Origin of the sequence: Bradyrhizobium sp. 172, assembly GCF_023101065.1 — a bacterium.
Lineage (GTDB): Bacteria > Pseudomonadota > Alphaproteobacteria > Rhizobiales > Xanthobacteraceae > Bradyrhizobium > Bradyrhizobium canariense_D.
This window is the reverse complement of record NZ_CP064701.1, coordinates 3,221,775-3,237,066: the sequence shown is the minus strand read 5'-3', so window position 1 is coordinate 3,237,066 and position 15,292 is coordinate 3,221,775. Positions and strand designations below refer to the sequence as shown.

Annotated in this window: 12 protein-coding genes; 11 read left to right on the top strand and 1 reads right to left on the bottom strand. The window is 60.0% G+C overall.

The genetic code is table 11. The features are described from left to right. The first annotated feature begins 72 nt into the window (after positions 1 to 72). The 9 genes from IVB07_RS15495 to IVB07_RS15455 all read left to right on the top strand — a co-directional run bounded on the left by IVB07_RS15495 (position 73) and on the right by IVB07_RS15455 (position 12,175). The gene (locus IVB07_RS15495; RefSeq protein WP_247362316.1) at positions 73 to 1,413 is read left to right on the top strand and encodes a type VI secretion system ImpA family N-terminal domain-containing protein; all 1,341 of its coding nucleotides are present in this window, start codon (positions 73 to 75) and stop codon (positions 1,411 to 1,413) included. 124 nt (positions 1,414 to 1,537) lie between these two features. Further along, positions 1,538 to 2,065: a type VI secretion system contractile sheath small subunit gene (gene tssB, locus IVB07_RS15490; RefSeq protein ID WP_026233414.1), complete on the top strand. Its 528-nt coding sequence runs from the start codon at positions 1,538 to 1,540 to the stop codon at positions 2,063 to 2,065. A gap of 16 nt (positions 2,066 to 2,081) precedes the next feature. Then, positions 2,082 to 3,584, top strand: coding sequence for a type VI secretion system contractile sheath large subunit (tssC, locus tag IVB07_RS15485; protein ID WP_204511553.1), 1,503 nt, complete (start codon positions 2,082 to 2,084; stop codon positions 3,582 to 3,584). A 49-nt stretch (positions 3,585 to 3,633) separates the two neighbouring features. After that, a complete protein-coding gene (locus tag IVB07_RS15480) occupies positions 3,634 to 4,119 on the top strand; it encodes a type VI secretion system tube protein Hcp (RefSeq protein ID WP_018457635.1) in 486 nt (161 codons plus the stop codon). 181 nt (positions 4,120 to 4,300) lie between these two features. After that, the gene (gene tssE, locus IVB07_RS15475) at positions 4,301 to 4,849 is read left to right on the top strand and encodes a type VI secretion system baseplate subunit TssE (RefSeq protein ID WP_026233415.1); all 549 of its coding nucleotides are present in this window, start codon (positions 4,301 to 4,303) and stop codon (positions 4,847 to 4,849) included. A gap of 1 nt (position 4,850) precedes the next feature. Next, positions 4,851 to 6,818, top strand: coding sequence for a type VI secretion system baseplate subunit TssF (tssF, locus tag IVB07_RS15470; RefSeq protein WP_247362314.1), 1,968 nt, complete (start codon positions 4,851 to 4,853; stop codon positions 6,816 to 6,818). Then, positions 6,782 to 7,846 carry a type VI secretion system baseplate subunit TssG gene (tssG, locus tag IVB07_RS15465; protein WP_018457638.1) on the top strand — a complete coding sequence of 355 codons (1,065 nt, stop codon included), beginning with the start codon at positions 6,782 to 6,784 and terminating at the stop codon, positions 7,844 to 7,846. Before tssF ends, tssG begins: the two co-directional genes overlap by 37 nt. Before the next feature lie 97 nt (positions 7,847 to 7,943). Continuing rightward, positions 7,944 to 10,583, top strand: coding sequence for a type VI secretion system ATPase TssH (tssH, locus tag IVB07_RS15460; RefSeq protein WP_247362313.1), 2,640 nt, complete (start codon positions 7,944 to 7,946; stop codon positions 10,581 to 10,583). A gap of 5 nt (positions 10,584 to 10,588) precedes the next feature. Beyond that, the gene (locus tag IVB07_RS15455; RefSeq protein WP_085383663.1) at positions 10,589 to 12,175 is read left to right on the top strand and encodes a class I SAM-dependent methyltransferase; all 1,587 of its coding nucleotides are present in this window, start codon (positions 10,589 to 10,591) and stop codon (positions 12,173 to 12,175) included. An 89-nt stretch (positions 12,176 to 12,264) separates the two neighbouring features. Here IVB07_RS15455 and IVB07_RS15450 read toward each other — a convergent pair whose 3' ends face one another. Beyond that, the gene (locus tag IVB07_RS15450) at positions 12,265 to 12,873 is read right to left on the bottom strand and encodes a hypothetical protein (protein ID WP_231190730.1); all 609 of its coding nucleotides are present in this window, start codon (positions 12,871 to 12,873) and stop codon (positions 12,265 to 12,267) included. Positions 12,874 to 13,107: 234 nt separating this feature from the next. Between IVB07_RS15450 and IVB07_RS15445 the strand changes: the two genes are divergently transcribed. Together IVB07_RS15445 and IVB07_RS15440 are read left to right on the top strand one after the other, a co-directional pair. Further along, positions 13,108 to 13,986, top strand: a complete 879-nt coding sequence (locus IVB07_RS15445) for a hypothetical protein (protein WP_162496436.1) — start codon at positions 13,108 to 13,110, stop codon at positions 13,984 to 13,986. 202 nt (positions 13,987 to 14,188) lie between these two features. Next, positions 14,189 to 15,187, top strand: coding sequence for a hypothetical protein (locus tag IVB07_RS15440; RefSeq protein ID WP_247362309.1), 999 nt, complete (start codon positions 14,189 to 14,191; stop codon positions 15,185 to 15,187). Positions 15,188 to 15,292: the final 105 nt, after the last annotated feature.

The window sequence follows — 15,292 nt, the reverse complement described above, 5'->3', positions numbered from 1 at the left end:
TGACCCATAGGTATAGAATCGGATCATGCGCCCCGCGCGATCCCTTAGTCGTCACGGCTCGGCAGCGGGGCCGTGACCGAGCAGATGGACGATCCTCGCATGCTTGATGTCGCCTCCCTGACGCTGCCCATTACCGCTGACGATCCCTGCGGACCGGATCTCGACGCCATCGGAGACGTCCAATATCTGAACTTCTTCGCAGGTGCGGAATCCCTGCTGCCAATGTCGTTCTTCGAGGTCGTCAATGCCAATGGGGAGCGTGGACGCTTCGATCCAAAGGCAGTCGATTTTGCCGGCCAATTTGCCGCTGCACAGCCCCTCCTGGCGCGTACCCGCGATCTGCGCCTAAACCTGCTGCTCGCGAAGTTTTCAATCCTCAACCGCGATCTCGACGGCTTTCTTAACTGCCTGAGGGCGACCAACTTGCTGCTGCGCGAGCAGTGGGAAGCGGTACATCCGAGGGGCGAGAACGGCGACTACGCGCTTCGGGCCGTCACGGTCGAAGCAATCGACGTGTTTCCGACCGTGATCAACCCGCTCCAGTTCCTCCCCCTGATCGAGAACCGCAGACACGGCAACCTCCACTACCGTGCCTATCAAATCGCGCAAGGCGAAATTCCCGCCGGCGATGCCGACGCCGACGGGCTCGATCTCGCGACTATCGAGCGCATCGTCAGCGAGACGGATCTCGATACTCTCAAGGCAATCAGCGCGCGGTGCTCCGCGGTCGCTGCTGAAATCGCAGGTATCAAGGCGACCTGGCGTGAGAAGATGAATTCGGGGCAACCTATCAGCCTCGACAGGCTCTCCGGCTTGGTTGACGGCATGGCTGCCTGGCTTGCGGGTCTTGTCGCATTGCGTGATCCGGTGGCGATTGCCGCAACTGCGGAAGATGCCGGTCCCCTCGATACGCAGGTGCCGTTGGACGCAACCACGATGTTTGCTTCATCTGCACAGGCGTCCGCAGCGCTCGGCGCAGCGGCCGCCTATTTTGCCCGAATGGAACCATCCAACCCGGCGCTGTTGCTGGTACGTCAAGCGCAGGAGATGGTCGGCAAATCATTTATTGAAGTGATGCGGATGCTGGTGCCGTCCCACGTGGAGAGCGCTGCCATCAACATCGGGCGGGACAAAGTCTTCGACCTGCCGATCGAACGGATGGCGGAGCTCGCGACCCCGCTCTCATCAACGACGGATGAGAGCGCCCAAGATATTGTTTTTTCGGTGGAAACTAGAGCGCAGGCCTTGGGTCTGCTGACGAAGGTGGCGTCGTTTTTCCGAACCGCGGAGCCGTCCAGCCCGATCCCCTTTTTGGTCGATCGCGCGCGCGACCTCGCACAGCGGGATTTCCTCAGCCTTCTGAATGATGTCCTTCCTGAGGGCGCTCTCAAGACAATCGACAAATCGTATTGAACCACCTTTCTCTCGAAGGCACTAACTGGACATAAGAATGTTTTGCCGACCGCAAGTTGAGACGCCTTAGTCAATCTGCGTCGTGCAATTTGGCTTCTGATGCGATTTCGCAGGGAGGGGAACCATGGCTACTGACAGCGGTCAAAAATTCATTCGACGAAACCGCGCACCACGCGTGCACATAACATACGAGGATCCTTACGATGCCGAGCGGCTGATCGAGCTGCCGTTCGTCATGGGCGTCCTCTCCGACCTCTCCGGCAACAACCCCGGCATCGAGAAGTCGAAGGTCGAGGAGCGTAAGTTCCTCGAGTTCGATATGGACAATTTCGACAACCGCATGGCCGCAATCCAGCCCGGCGTGACGGCGCGCGTCGCCAATCGCCTCAGCGATGGTTCCGACGAAAAGATCTCGGTCAACTTGCGCTTCAACAAGATGGCAGACTTCACTCCGGTGGCAGTCGCCCGCCAGGTGCCGGCCACCGCCAAGCTGCTCGAGGCACGCGAACAACTCGCCAACCTGCTGCGCTACATGGACGGCAAGGTGGCCGCCGAGGACCAGCTGAAAAAACTTCTCGCCGATCCTCAACTGATGGCAGCGCTGCGGGAACGCGCGACAAGCCAGTCGAGCGAACCTGGCACCGAGAGCTAAGGAAGGAATGGGGACCATGGCAAAAGAAGCTGTTCACACAGAGAGCCCTACCCAAGTCAAAACCGTCGAAGCTGATGAGTTTACCAGCCTGCTAAAGCAAAGCTTCAAACCGCGCACTGAACGTGCAGCGACCGAAGTCGAAAACGCCGTATCCACGCTCGTTCAAGAGGCGTTGAAGGACACAAGCGTCATAAAGTCGGACGTCCTCGACACCATCGAGGAGATGATCGCGCGGATCGACCAGAAGCTGACCGCGCAAATGAACGAGATTCTTCATACACCTGAGTTCCAGGCAATCGAAAGTGCGTGGCGCGGTCTCCACTACCTCGTCTTCAATTCCGAGACCGACGCCAACCTGAAAATCCGGGTGATGAACGTCTCAAAGAACGAGCTGTATCGAAATCTGCGGCTTTATCCCGATGCACGCTGGGACCAAAGCCCCCTTTTCAAGCAGATCTATGAGTATGAATTCGGCCAGCTGGGTGGCGAGCCTTTCGGCTGCCTGATCGGCGACTATTATTTCAGTCACCTCCCCACCGATGTGCAACTGCTCCGCGATCTCAGCAAGATCGCCGGCGCCGCACACGCCCCCTTCTTCAGCGGCGCCGAGCCGACGCTGATGGGAATGGACTCTTGGACCGAGCTGTCCAACCCTCGGGACATCGGCAAGGTGTTCGACACGCCGGAATATGCCGCATGGAAGGGACTGCGCGATCAGGACGACTCGCGCTATCTCGGCCTGTGCATGCCGCGCGCGCTCGGCCGCCTCCCCTACGGCGCGAAATCGGAGCCCGTGGAAGAGTTCGCCTTCGAAGAGGAGACGGACGGACACACCGGCGACAAATACGGCTGGATCAACGCCGCCTACGCAATGGCCGTCAACATCAACCGCGCCTTCAAGGAGTTTGGCTGGTGCACGCGCATCCGCGGTGTGCAGTCCGGCGGTGAAGTTATCAACCTGCCGACGCACACGTTCCCGACCGATGACGGCGGCGTCGACCTGAAATGCCCGACCGAGATCGCCATCAGCGATCGCCGTGAGCACGAACTTGCGAAGGCGGGCCTCATCCCGCTGATCCATCGCAAGAACACCGACAAGGCGGCGTTCATCGGCGCTCAGTCGCTCTACAAGCCGAAGAAGTATTTCGGCGAGAAAGGCGTGGATGCCACCGCCTCTGATAACCTGTCGTCACGACTGCCCTACATGTTCGCTGTGTCTCGCTTTGCGCACTATCTGAAGTGCATGGTTCGCGACAAGATCGGATCCATGAAGGAGAAGGATGAGCTGACGGTCTGGCTGCAGACCTGGATCAACGAGTACGTTGATGCCAATCCAGCCCTGTCGTCAGAAGCTCAGAAGGCGCGCAAGCCGCTGGCCGCTGCGAAGGTAGAGGTCATAGCAAACGAGGAGAACCCGGGATATTACAACGCGCGCTTCTTTCTTCGTCCACACTTTCAGTTGGAGGCGATGGACGTCGGCCTCAGTCTGGTTTCGCGCCTTCCCGGCCCCGGCTCCTGACGCCGCAGCATCGCAACCGTAACATGCAGAAATTTGAAAGGACTATGCTATGGCTGTCGACATTTTCCTGAAACTCGATCCGATTAAGGGCGAGTCGCTGGACGACAAGCACAAGGACGAAATCGATATTTTGAGCTGGTCTTTCGGCGAGAGCCAGTCAGGCACTTTCCACAGCGGTTCGGGCGGCGGTGCCGGCAAGGTCAGCATCCAGGACCTGCACTTCACGCACTTCGTCGACAAGGCCACGCCGGAGCTTTTCAAAGTCTGTGCGAACGGCAAGCACATTGATACGGCGATCCTCACGGTGCGCAAGGCGGGTGAAAATCCGCTGGAGTATCTCAAGATCGAGATGAAGCACATTCTGGTCACGAGTGTATCGACGGGCGGATCGCACGGCGAAGATCGCCTCACTGAAAACGTGAGTCTGAATTTCGCCAAGGTCAAGATGACGTACAAGACCCAGACGGAAAAAGGCGGCGCTGGAGCGGCGCCGGTGTTTGGCTGGGACGTTCCCGCCAACAAGGAATGGGCCTGATCGTCGGCTTCTGCTTGGCGTTGGTTGCGATTAGCTGAGCCGGCGCCGCACGGTGCGATTGCGTTGACGTCTCGGCGGGAGCGGTTACGAGCACGACCGCCTGCCGAGGCGACAACCATCCTGGAGACCAGCTGATGCTCCGCGGAAGGGCATAGCGGGCCCGGCATCTTGGGGAAGGTAAATGACCATTACTCCAAAGAGGGATCGTCTCTCTCCCCCGCTAATGCTGGCCTTTCGCTTGGCTCATGAAGCTCGCGATGCGCGCAAGAAGCTCAATTTGCGCGATGAATTCGGTGAACGGGTCATTGCCGGACGGCGTAGCGCCGGCCGCTTTCCGATCTCGGAAACGCTGTTGCGGCGGGAAATCTCTCATGACCTAGAAGCCCTTCTCAATACCATTGCTCTGGAATCGACTTTGGATCTGAGCGACCGGGATTGCGTCCGGAGATCGATCTTGAACTACGGCTTCCCCGATATCGCCCACCGCTCGATCGACGAGGTTACGGACGACGAACTCACCGACGCGTTGCGCGAGACGCTAGCGACCTACGAACCCAGACTCGACCGCAAGACGATTCGGGTTCGTCGCGACGGCTCGGTCGGCCCTGAGCAGCTGAAGCTGCGCTTCATCGTTCACGCCGACCTCAAAGCTGAGCCGCTCAACGTCCCCGTGGAATTTGTCGCCGACGTCGATCTCGACAGCGGCGACATCCAGATCAATCGACTTTAGCATGAATCGCGAATTCCTCGATTTCTACAATCGTGAACTGTCATTGCTGTACGAGCAGGCGGGAGATTTCGCCGAAGAATATCCAGGTATCGCAGAGCGCCTCGGCGGCCTGATCCGAGACCGCTCGGACCCGATGATCACGGGACTGCTGGAAGGCGCTGCCTTTCTTGCCGCCCGCGTTCAACTCAAGCTCAAGCACGAGTTCCCGGAATTCACTGCAAACCTGCTCGAGCAATTGGTACCGAACTATCTTGCGCCGACACCTTCGGCCATGCTGGTGACCGCACGGCCACCCTATGCCGACCCGGCGCTGCGTGACGGCAGGAAGATCGCGCGCGGCGCCTATTTCGACGCGACCTATCGCGAGAGAGAGCGAAGTCTTTCCTGCCGGTTTCGACTTTGCCGCGACATCGTGCTCTGGCCATTTGACGTCACAAGCGCCGAGTATTTCTCGACGGCGGGCGCTCTGCAGGCGCTTGGTATCCCGATCGGCAGTGACGTCATCGCGGGGCTGAGGCTATCGTTGACCCATCGTAGTGCGGCCCGGCTCGAGGACGAGCCGCCGGACGCGGAGGCTCGGACCAAGCCGGAAACGTGGTTCGCAGGCTGCCGCGTGAGCGAGCTTCCGATCTACCTGTCCGGTGCGGAATCCGACGCCATCGCGCTTTACGAGCAGTTGATCTCGAATTGCAGGGGGGTCTACTTCCGGCATCTCGACGACTTTGGCGATCCGGTGGTGACTCGTGCCCCCCATGACAGCGTGCAGCAAATTGGCTTCGACGAGAATGAGTCTCTATTTCCTAACGATAACCGGATCTTTCGTGGCTCGGAATTGCTGCGTGAATATTTCATGTTTCCACGCAAGTTCCTCGGCATTACCCTCACCGGACTTCGCGGCGTGATGTCACGGCTGCGCAGCAAATCGATCGATATTGTCTTCGCATTCGATGAACACAGTTCACGATTGGCCGCCTCGGTGCGCCCCGAGACGTTCAGGCTCTATACCGCGCCGGCGATCAATCTGTTCGAGAAGACGAGTGATCGTATTCCGGTCAAGTCGAATACGCACGAGTACCATGTGGTGCCAGATCGCAGCCGCTATCTGGAATACGAACCGCACCAGGTGCTCGAAGTCTACGCACACCTTCCGGCAGAGAAGGATAAGCGCCCCGTGCGCCCGCTATATTCGGCCGCCGTCGACCGGAGCGGCGGGTCGGCCGACAGGCTTTATTTCACTGTGCGCCGCTTGCCGCGGCGCCGCACAGTGGAAGAAAAGACATACGGCGCCTCCTCAGACTACACCGGGACGGACATGTTCCTGTCACTGCTCGAGCCCGGTGAATTGAGCGGCAAAGGCTCTGTCGCCGAACTGAGCGTTCGGGCTCTCTGCTCCAATCGCCATCTCACGGAGCACTTGCCGGTCGGCCAGGGCGGCGCCGATTTTCGTTTGCTGGACGACACATCTCTTGATCTGATGTGCGTCGCTGGTCCGACGCCGCCGCGCGAGCCGGTGGTGGCCCAATTGCGCAGCCGCAGCGAAATCGTCAACAGCGGCGTTGTCAGCTGGCGGCTCATCAACATGCTCAGCCTCAACTATCTTGGGCTCGTCGAGCGCGGTGGCGGCAAGAACGCCGGAGCGCTGCGCGAGATGCTGTCCTTGTTCGCCGACCAATTCGACGACGCCACGGAACGCAAGATCCGCGGCGTGCGCAGCATAGAAAGCCGCCCCATCGTGCGACGCGTGCGTGAGCGCACCGGCAGCGGCGCAGCACGTGGCTTGGAGATTATCGTCACACTCGACGAGAAGGCATTTGAGGGCAGCGGCGTGTTCTTGCTCGGGGCGATCCTGGAACGCTTCTTTGCCGACTATTCCGGCTTCAACACCTTCACCCAGACGGTCATCTCGACGCCGGAGCGCGGCGAGATCATGCGATGGCCGCCGCGCATGGGCACGCGGAGACCGCTATGACCCTGATCGACCAGATGAAGGCCGAGCCCTGGCGTTTCGATTTCTTCCATACGTTACGCCAGTTCGAGCGCGCCAACCCGGATCGACCGCGGATCGGTGACAGTGCCGCGCGCCGCGACGAATATGTCGACCTCGGCCAAGTGCCTTATCTGGAGTTTCCCGCCTCGAATCTCGCGGCCGTGGACGACCAGAGTGGCCGGCTCAGGATACTCGTCAAATTTCTCGGCCTCCTGGGCCCGCAGGGCGCCCTGCCCATTGCCACCACCGACGAAAGCCTCAGCTGGTGGCTGATGCGGGATGACGCTTTCCCGCGCTTTCTCGATCTGTTTAACGGGCGCTTCCTGCAACTCTTCTTTCGTGCCTGGGCCGACGCGCGCCCGATCGCGCAGCACGACCGCCCGGCGGACGATCGCTTCATTGCCTATGTCGGCTCCTTCGCCGGCTTGGGCACCGATGTTTTCGCCGATCGCGATACCGTTCCGGACATGGCGAAGCTCAGCTTCGCTGGACTGGTCGCGCCAAGGGCGAAGTGTGCATCACGGTTGACGCGATTCCTGCAAGGACTGTTCGAGGTCAAAGTCGAGATCGACGAATTCGTCGGCACTTGGCTCTCGTTCGACCCAAGTCACTGCAGCCGGCTCGGCGGAACGCATGCGAGGCTCGGTCAGGACGCCCTTCTGGGCTCGCGCGTGTTCAGCGTCGAGGACAAGATCAGAGTTCGGGTCTTTGTCAGAACATTTGCTCAGTACGAACAATTCCTGCCGACCGAAACACCCAACCTGTCGGAGCCACTGGCCGACGCCGTTTTCTTCTATGTCGGCGACGAATTGGAATGGGAGGTAGAGCTCGCCATTCCTGCCGGAGAGGTTGTACCGGTCAGGCTCGGACAAAGTGGTCGACTTGGATGGACTTCTTGGGTCTCGCCGAACTGGGCCTCCACAGAAGAATATCGCCGCGATGCCCGCTTTCAGCTCGGGGAGCGATTGAGATCCCGCCGGAGCGCCGCAGCCAATGCCACGGCGATTTGAACCTATCCATAGTGCTGATCGCCTAATACTATGGAATTTGAAGCCAATTCCGCATGATGACAAGCATCCGCGGAGGAGTTGAGCAGGAGGAGCCGCCGTGACCGACATCAGCATTGAAGCTGTAACGGGCAAGCTGAACCGGGCCGGCTATGATGCCTTCATACAGGCCCTCCGCCACGCAAAGAGCGCCGGCAATCGCAACGTCGAGCTTGCGCACTGGCTGTTTCATATTCTGCAGCAGGAGGGCAACGATCTCAGCCTCTCGGTCGATCACTACAAGCTCGACCGCGCGCGCTTATTGTCGGACCTGGCCGGCGTGATCAGCGGCTTTGCTAAGAACGAGACCGACATGCCGGGCGTCGCGAATTCGGTCATCGATCTGCTCGATCGCGGCTGGCACTATGCCACGCTTTTCTTTGGCGAGACCCAGATCCGCACCGGTCATCTGCTCGTTGCCGGCCTGAAATCGAACGATATTCGTCGCGCGCTGAACAACCTCTCGCGGGAATTTGCCAAGGTCAACGTCGACGCACTGGCGGCGGAACGCCGCGCTGTCTGGACCGGCTCCGACGAGGAGAACATGCGGCCGATGGACGGATCGGGCCTGGTTGGCGCCGGCACGGAAGGCGCGGCCCAAGCTGGTCCGAAGGGCACGACGCCGCTCGACCGGTTCTCCCAGGACCTCACTGCCAAGGCTAAATCGGGCGAAATGGATCCGATCCTTGGCCGGGACGAAGAAATCCGCCAACTGATCGACGTGTTGATGCGTCGGCGGCAGAACAATCCAATTCTCACCGGCGAGGCTGGCGTCGGCAAGACCGCAGTTGTCGAAGGCTTTGCGCAGCGCATTGCCGCCGGCGACGTGCCGCCACCGCTGCGCGGTGTAAGGCTCTGCGCACTCGACATCGGCCTGATGCAAGCCGGCGCCTCCATGAAGGGCGAGTTCGAGCAGCGCTTGCGGTCGGTGATCGACGAGGTCCAGAGCTCACCTACTCCCATCATCTTGTTCATCGATGAGGCCCACACACTCATCGGCGCCGGCGGCGCCGCCGGTACCGGCGATGCGGCCAATCTCCTGAAACCTCCCCTCGCCCGTGGCACGCTGCGTACGATCGCCGCCACCACATGGGCGGAATATCGCCAGTACATCGAGAAGGATCCCGCACTCACCCGGCGCTTCCAGCCAATCCAGATCGATGAACCTGATGTGGAGACCTGCTGCATCATGCTTCGCGGACTTCTCGGTCCGATGGAAAAGCACCATGGCGTTCGCATTTCGGATGCTGCGATCGTCGCAGCAGTCAACCTGTCCCACCGATACATTCCTTCACGGCAGTTGCCGGACAAGGCGGTCAGCCTGCTTGATACAGCCTCGGCACGCGTAGCCATCAGCCAGAGCGCGACGCCGGCCTTGATCGAGGATGCACGCGTGGCGATTGCCGCTCGTGAAGCTGAGAGATCTGCGCTCGTCAGCGACGGCGACCTTGGGATAGAGGACAACGAGCGCATTGTCGCGATCGACAACGACATCGCCGCACTGAAAGACAAGCTGACGAACCTCGATGGCGATTGGGCGGTCGAGCAGGAGCTCATCAAGGACATCCGCAGCATTCGTGAAATCCTGTCCAGGCCCAAGGAAGGCGAAGATCCGGCTGCCAAGCGCGCGGAGCTGCGCGGCAAGTTCGACACACTTGAGACCATCAATCCGGAAAAGCGAATGGTCTATGCCCATGTAGACCAGCAGTCGGTGGCGTCCGTTGTCTCTGATTGGACCGGCATCCCGGTCGGCCGGATGATGCGCGACGAGATCGAAACCGTGCTGAAGCTACCGGAGATCCTCAACCGCCGCGTCGTCGGCCAGTCCCATGGGCTGACAATGATCGCCAAGCGAATTGAGACCAGCCGCGCTAAGCTGGACAACCCGTCGAAACCGATCGGCGTATTCATGTTGGCTGGCCCATCCGGTGTGGGCAAGACCGAAACCGCCCTGGCGCTTGCCGAGACTCTTTATGGCGGCGAGCAAAACATGATTACGATCAACATGTCAGAGTTCCAGGAAGCGCACACCGTCTCGACCTTGAAAGGCGCACCTCCCGGGTATGTCGGCTATGGCGAAGGTGGGCGCCTCACCGAGGCCGTCCGGCGCAAGCCCTATAGCGTCATTCTGCTCGACGAGGTGGAGAAAGCTCATCCCGACGTCCATGAGATTTTCTTTCAGGTATTCGACAAAGGAACCATGGAGGACGGCAACGGGCGACGGATCGACTTCAAGAACACTTTGATCATCCTTACCACCAACGTCGGCACCGATATGATCATGGGCCTATCACGCGATCCAAAGTATCGCGACGAGCCGGAAGAGCTCGCCAGGATGCTAAGGCCGGAGTTGCTCAAGGTGTTCCCAGCGGCGCTGCTCGGACGCATCGTCTCGATACCGTACTTCCCGCTATCGGACGAGATGCTGTCCGGGATCGTGCGTTTGCAACTCGACCGCATCGGAAGGCGCCTTCGCGACAATCATAACGCGACCTTCGGTTATGACGACGCGGTCGTCGAGCACATTGTGTCGCGCTGCAACGACCCCGACTCCGGTGGGCGAATGATTGACAACATCATCACCAACACCCTGCTTCCCGAGCTGTCGCGCGAATTCCTCAGCAAGTCGCTCGCCAAGGAAGAGGTGAAGGAAGCACGTGTCTCGATCGACAACAACAAGTTCGCATATTCGTGGAATTGAGCACGATGAACATTCAAACCGAGCATCGTCACCCAAACATCGGTCCAACGCCATACGACGAGGTCTACTACCCGGGCCATGTTTATGGGCTTACTCATCCCAACCATCTTGCTACCATGGCCGCCGTTTACGGCATGCAGCCGGCGCCGGTCGAGCGTTGCCGGGTGCTGGAGCTTGGCTGCGGCGTCGGCGGCAACCTGTTGCCGATGGCCTTTCAATACCCGAACAGCGAATTCGTCGGTGTCGACCTGAGCGGCGTGACGATCGAGCGCGGTCAGAACAATGTCGCTACATTGGGCCTGGAGAACATCAAGCTTCTCCACTGCGACATCATGAATGTCGATGCAAGCTTCGGACGGTTCGACTACATCATCGCGCACGGCGTGTATTCCTGGGTGCCACCGGCGGTGCGCGAGAAGATGATGATGATCTTCAAACAGAACCTCGCGCCGCAGGGGGTCTGCTACGTCAGTTACAATGCGCACCCGTTCTCACATATGCGCGACATGGTCCGCGACATGATGCGGTATCACACCCGCCGCCTCACCGGCATGAAAGAAAAAGTAGGACAGGCCCGCGCAATCTTGAAGTTCTTGAGCGAGGGATCGAAAGCCAACTCGGTTCACGGCGCGATCATGCGCGATCAGTACAACCGCGTCCTCAAGGCGCCCGACGAGCTGTTGTTTCATGACGATCTCGACGAAGGCGCCGAGGCCTTCCTGCTGCACGAGGTTGTCGAGCTTGCAGGCTCTCATGGCTTGCAATATCTAAGCGACGCCGATTTCTCGCGACGCAATCTGGCGGGCTATTCCGAGGAGGTACGCGCGACGTTGCAACGCTTCCCGGAAACCGAGTTCATGGCACGCGATCAGTATCAGGACTTTATCGACGGTAACGGCTTTCGCCGTACCTTGCTCTGCCACGACAACGTCTCGCTCTCCCGCCAGACCGACCTCGATTTCGTCACCCGGTTCTATTTGCTGAGCACGACGAGCCCGGTTGATCCGGACGCCTGCGTAACGGACGATTCAGCGATGGAATTCGAAAATGAGGACGGTAGCAGGATCACGGTGACCAATTCGCTCTTGAAGGCGGCGCACCTATGCCTCGGCCGCGCTTGGCCTCGCGCGCTGTCATTTGACGAATTGCTCGATGGGGCGCGAGTGCTGCTTGGCGGCGGGCAGGCAGATGATGACCAAAAGGCGTTGACCGAGGCGATGTTTATCCTAGCTTGCAGCGGCGAGGTCTCGTTCCTGCTGTCGCGTCCCTTCTTATTGACGGAAGCGACCGAGCATCCGCAGGCGAGCCTGCTCGCGCGAAAACAAGCGCAAACAGGTCCGCTCGTCACCAATCTCCTCCACCAAACCGTGCAGTTGGAGGACGACCGAACCAGGGATTTCCTGCAATTGCTCGATGGTACGCGGACTATCGACCAGATCACGGCCGAAATGACCGAGAAATTCGGCCCGACCATCCAGGTAGGTCAGAAGGATCGTGCCAGGAAGCCCGCCGAGCCGCTGCTGCTATCAACGCGAGAAAGCGTTCAACGCTCGCTTGCGATGGTCGGCAAGCTGGGCTTGCTAATCGCCTGACGCGCTCATGTGCGCCGGGCACCGTGGAAGGAGTGGCGGAAGGAACCAGAAGATCTGCTACCTCCCGAAACAGGCGAGGTGCCCATCACTCAGCCATCGTGGGTGTACTGCTGGCCGAGCAGCCATCCGGTGAGAATACCACCGGGTCCGCTGGTATAGACCGGATGAAGGCCCACGCCGGCGCGCAGCATCCGCCATTCACTCTCGCCGACCCAGGGAATGCCAGGATCGCCCTTTTGGTATTGCGACAGTAACGTTTTGGCGACCTCAGCGGCATTGGCGTAAATCGGGCCGTTGGCCCAGCGCGGCCGCGGGAGGCCGGTCATGCGGCAATAGAGCGCCGTGCAGACGTACGCGGACGCCTCTTCGGCATTGGCGTCGAGGCCGGTACGCAACAGATCGTAGGCTGCATGCAGGCTCTCATGGACGATATAGGCTCCGTCCATCCGCCCCGCCGCCGACACGACCTCCAGCGTGTTCGCAGCGACCGCTGTGCCGTCCGCCCTGGTTCTCGCCACATCGTTATATTGTGCGGCAACGCCTGCCGCGAGATCCGTCGGAGCCCTGACGGTGACCCGCCCCAACCGGATCGCGCGGGCGACGTGATGGAACGTTTGCGGCGCAATCGTCACGTGGCTGCCGCGGATCGGAAATCGGAAACGAATGCGTGCGACCGCCGGCCCATTGAGTATATCCAATACCCTGCCTCGCAGTGACATCTGATCATCCTCGCCGCTTAAAGTACCCCCTGCATAGTGGTCGCCGATTCCAGTTGGCGGGTTCAAACTGCATCGGTGCTGGGGCAATAGGGGTTTGACTTTTGCCGGAATTGGCATGGGGCCTTCGGCAACTTCATAGAACGAGCAGACATTGAACCCGAACCCGTTCGGGCGAGACCAATCTGAGGTGAGGATTGCCACGGAGGGCGCGCCATGACGACGACCGATCCGACGACGACCGACACTTACCGGAAGATCGCGGCGCGATTGACCATGCTGCGACCGCAGATCGATTTGAAGAATTACTTTGCCGGCGCCAACCCGAATGTGCGCCTTTATGACGAGAAGCCCTACATCCGACACCAACTCGAGAAGTATGGTGTCGCTGCCGCGACGACCACGCTCGACGGCGTCACCTTCCTGCCCAAGGACTGGGAAGAGCTGATCAAGAAGCTGCGCATTGCCAAGACGACGGACGGATTCGACGCATTCGCCGAAGGGCAAAGCCCGGAAAAGGCGTCGCATTGGGCTCTCGATCTGTCGATGGCGGCAACGATCGGCAAGGGGTTTCGGGAGATCTGGCGCCCAAAGCTGTCCGACAAGCCACTCTCAACGCGGGATCTCCCGGGCCGGCACGGCTTCGGGCTCGGACGCGACCGCGGACAATGGAGCGATGCCTACAGCTCGCAATTCGGCAAAGACCCGCAGCCCCAGGACATCACCTCGCTGCATTTCGCAGTAGCACCCGACCGGGTGAACGTGCACATCGACGAAACAGGCTTCGTGTTCGAGGGCGTGGACGGTGCCCTTACGGTCGGGCCGAACTTCATGCACCACGCCGGCAACGAGCTGTTCTGGAAGAGCAACTCACATGTGCCGCGTTGGGCGGCCGAACACATCGACTTGATATTGCCGAACAGCGCGAACGACTTTTCGCGCGTGGGCGTTTCGGTCGACATGTACCAGCGCAAAGATCTGCGCGTCACGGTCACCGGCTCCTGCGGAATTTTCGGCGGTTTCGAGTGCTCCGGAACCGTGAGCGTCAGCGGCACGCATGACCTGCTAGGCTCGAGGTCAAAAGGCCGGCGCTAAAGCGGAGATTGCTGGTTCGATTGTCCACGCCTCCAAGCTACGAATGAGGCTCCTCCCTAGCCTACCTGTTCGCGGCCCGAATGGAATGGAACCATCGAACCGCCTCAAAGTAACGGCGACCAATGAATATTGGCGGCAAGATCGGGTAGTTCTGCAGGACTCAGCAAGGGAGGTCCTTACATTGCCGAACCAGGAAAGACCCTTGAAGCCTGTCGTCGAAAGCTACGTACCGCCAGCGGGAACGCGACATGCGGTGGCGGCAGGCGAGACTTGGATATCCCTCGCCAAGCGGATCGGCATCGATCCATGGGACCTCATCGAGTTCAATTTTCCGGGCATCAAGCTCGTCAAACAGCGCGATTTCCAACAAGCCGCAAGGCAGGTGAACTGGTACCTGGCCGAGTATGTAGGCTGCCGCGCGATATCGCCCGACCGCCAGAATTTTGCGTTTTCTTCCGGTACGACCGGCGGGAAAGGTGGATGGAAAGGCGGCTTCATCTATCTACCGCCAGGTACGCCGCCTCCCCCGCCGATTGCGCCCATTCCACCGGTTGCGCCCACCCCAGTGGCCCCGATCCCACCGGCATGTGAAGGAAGCCGACCCGACTTCGCCCGCGTGCTGGACGTCAGCGAACGGGATTTCGCGCGCAACGTCTTTGGCCCGACCCTGCCGCCGTGGGAGACGATCGCGATTACCAATGGCCTGGGAGCAGGCGGAAGACCGTGGACGAACGACGGACCGTTCTTTAGAGGAAGCAATCCCATGGTGCCGAGCATGCGGTATGCCATCAATCTTGGCAATGTCGCGTTCAGTAACCTGGCATCTCCTAGCCCCACCTTCGGCCTCCTGTGCGACAACTTCGGTCGAATTTGCGACCTCTTCGTGCACGAAATGACCCATGTGTGGCAGGCGTTCAACGATTCGAACTGGACGATGGCGCGCTCTTTCTGGGCGCAGACAATCGGTGCCGGCTACGATTACACGCCCGGCGACTCCTGGGACTCATACAACGTCGAGCAACAGGCACACATCGTTGAAGATTGGCACAAATACAAAATCAGTTTGCCGATGCTTGCCGAGGAACGCTATCCGTACGTCCGGCTCGTGATCCGATCTGGACGCCTCACTTTTCCTCGCGGGCTGGATCTGGCGGCATTGAAAAAGGACCTTCAAGATCTGCGCGCAAGGCACCTGGAGTAGGTCCGTCGCAAGGGAGTGGTCGGGAGCTTACTCAAGTGATGCACCAACACGCCGATAATTCGCCGCGGTGCGGTAGCGCATTCTTCCTCTCTCCGAGAGTAGTTT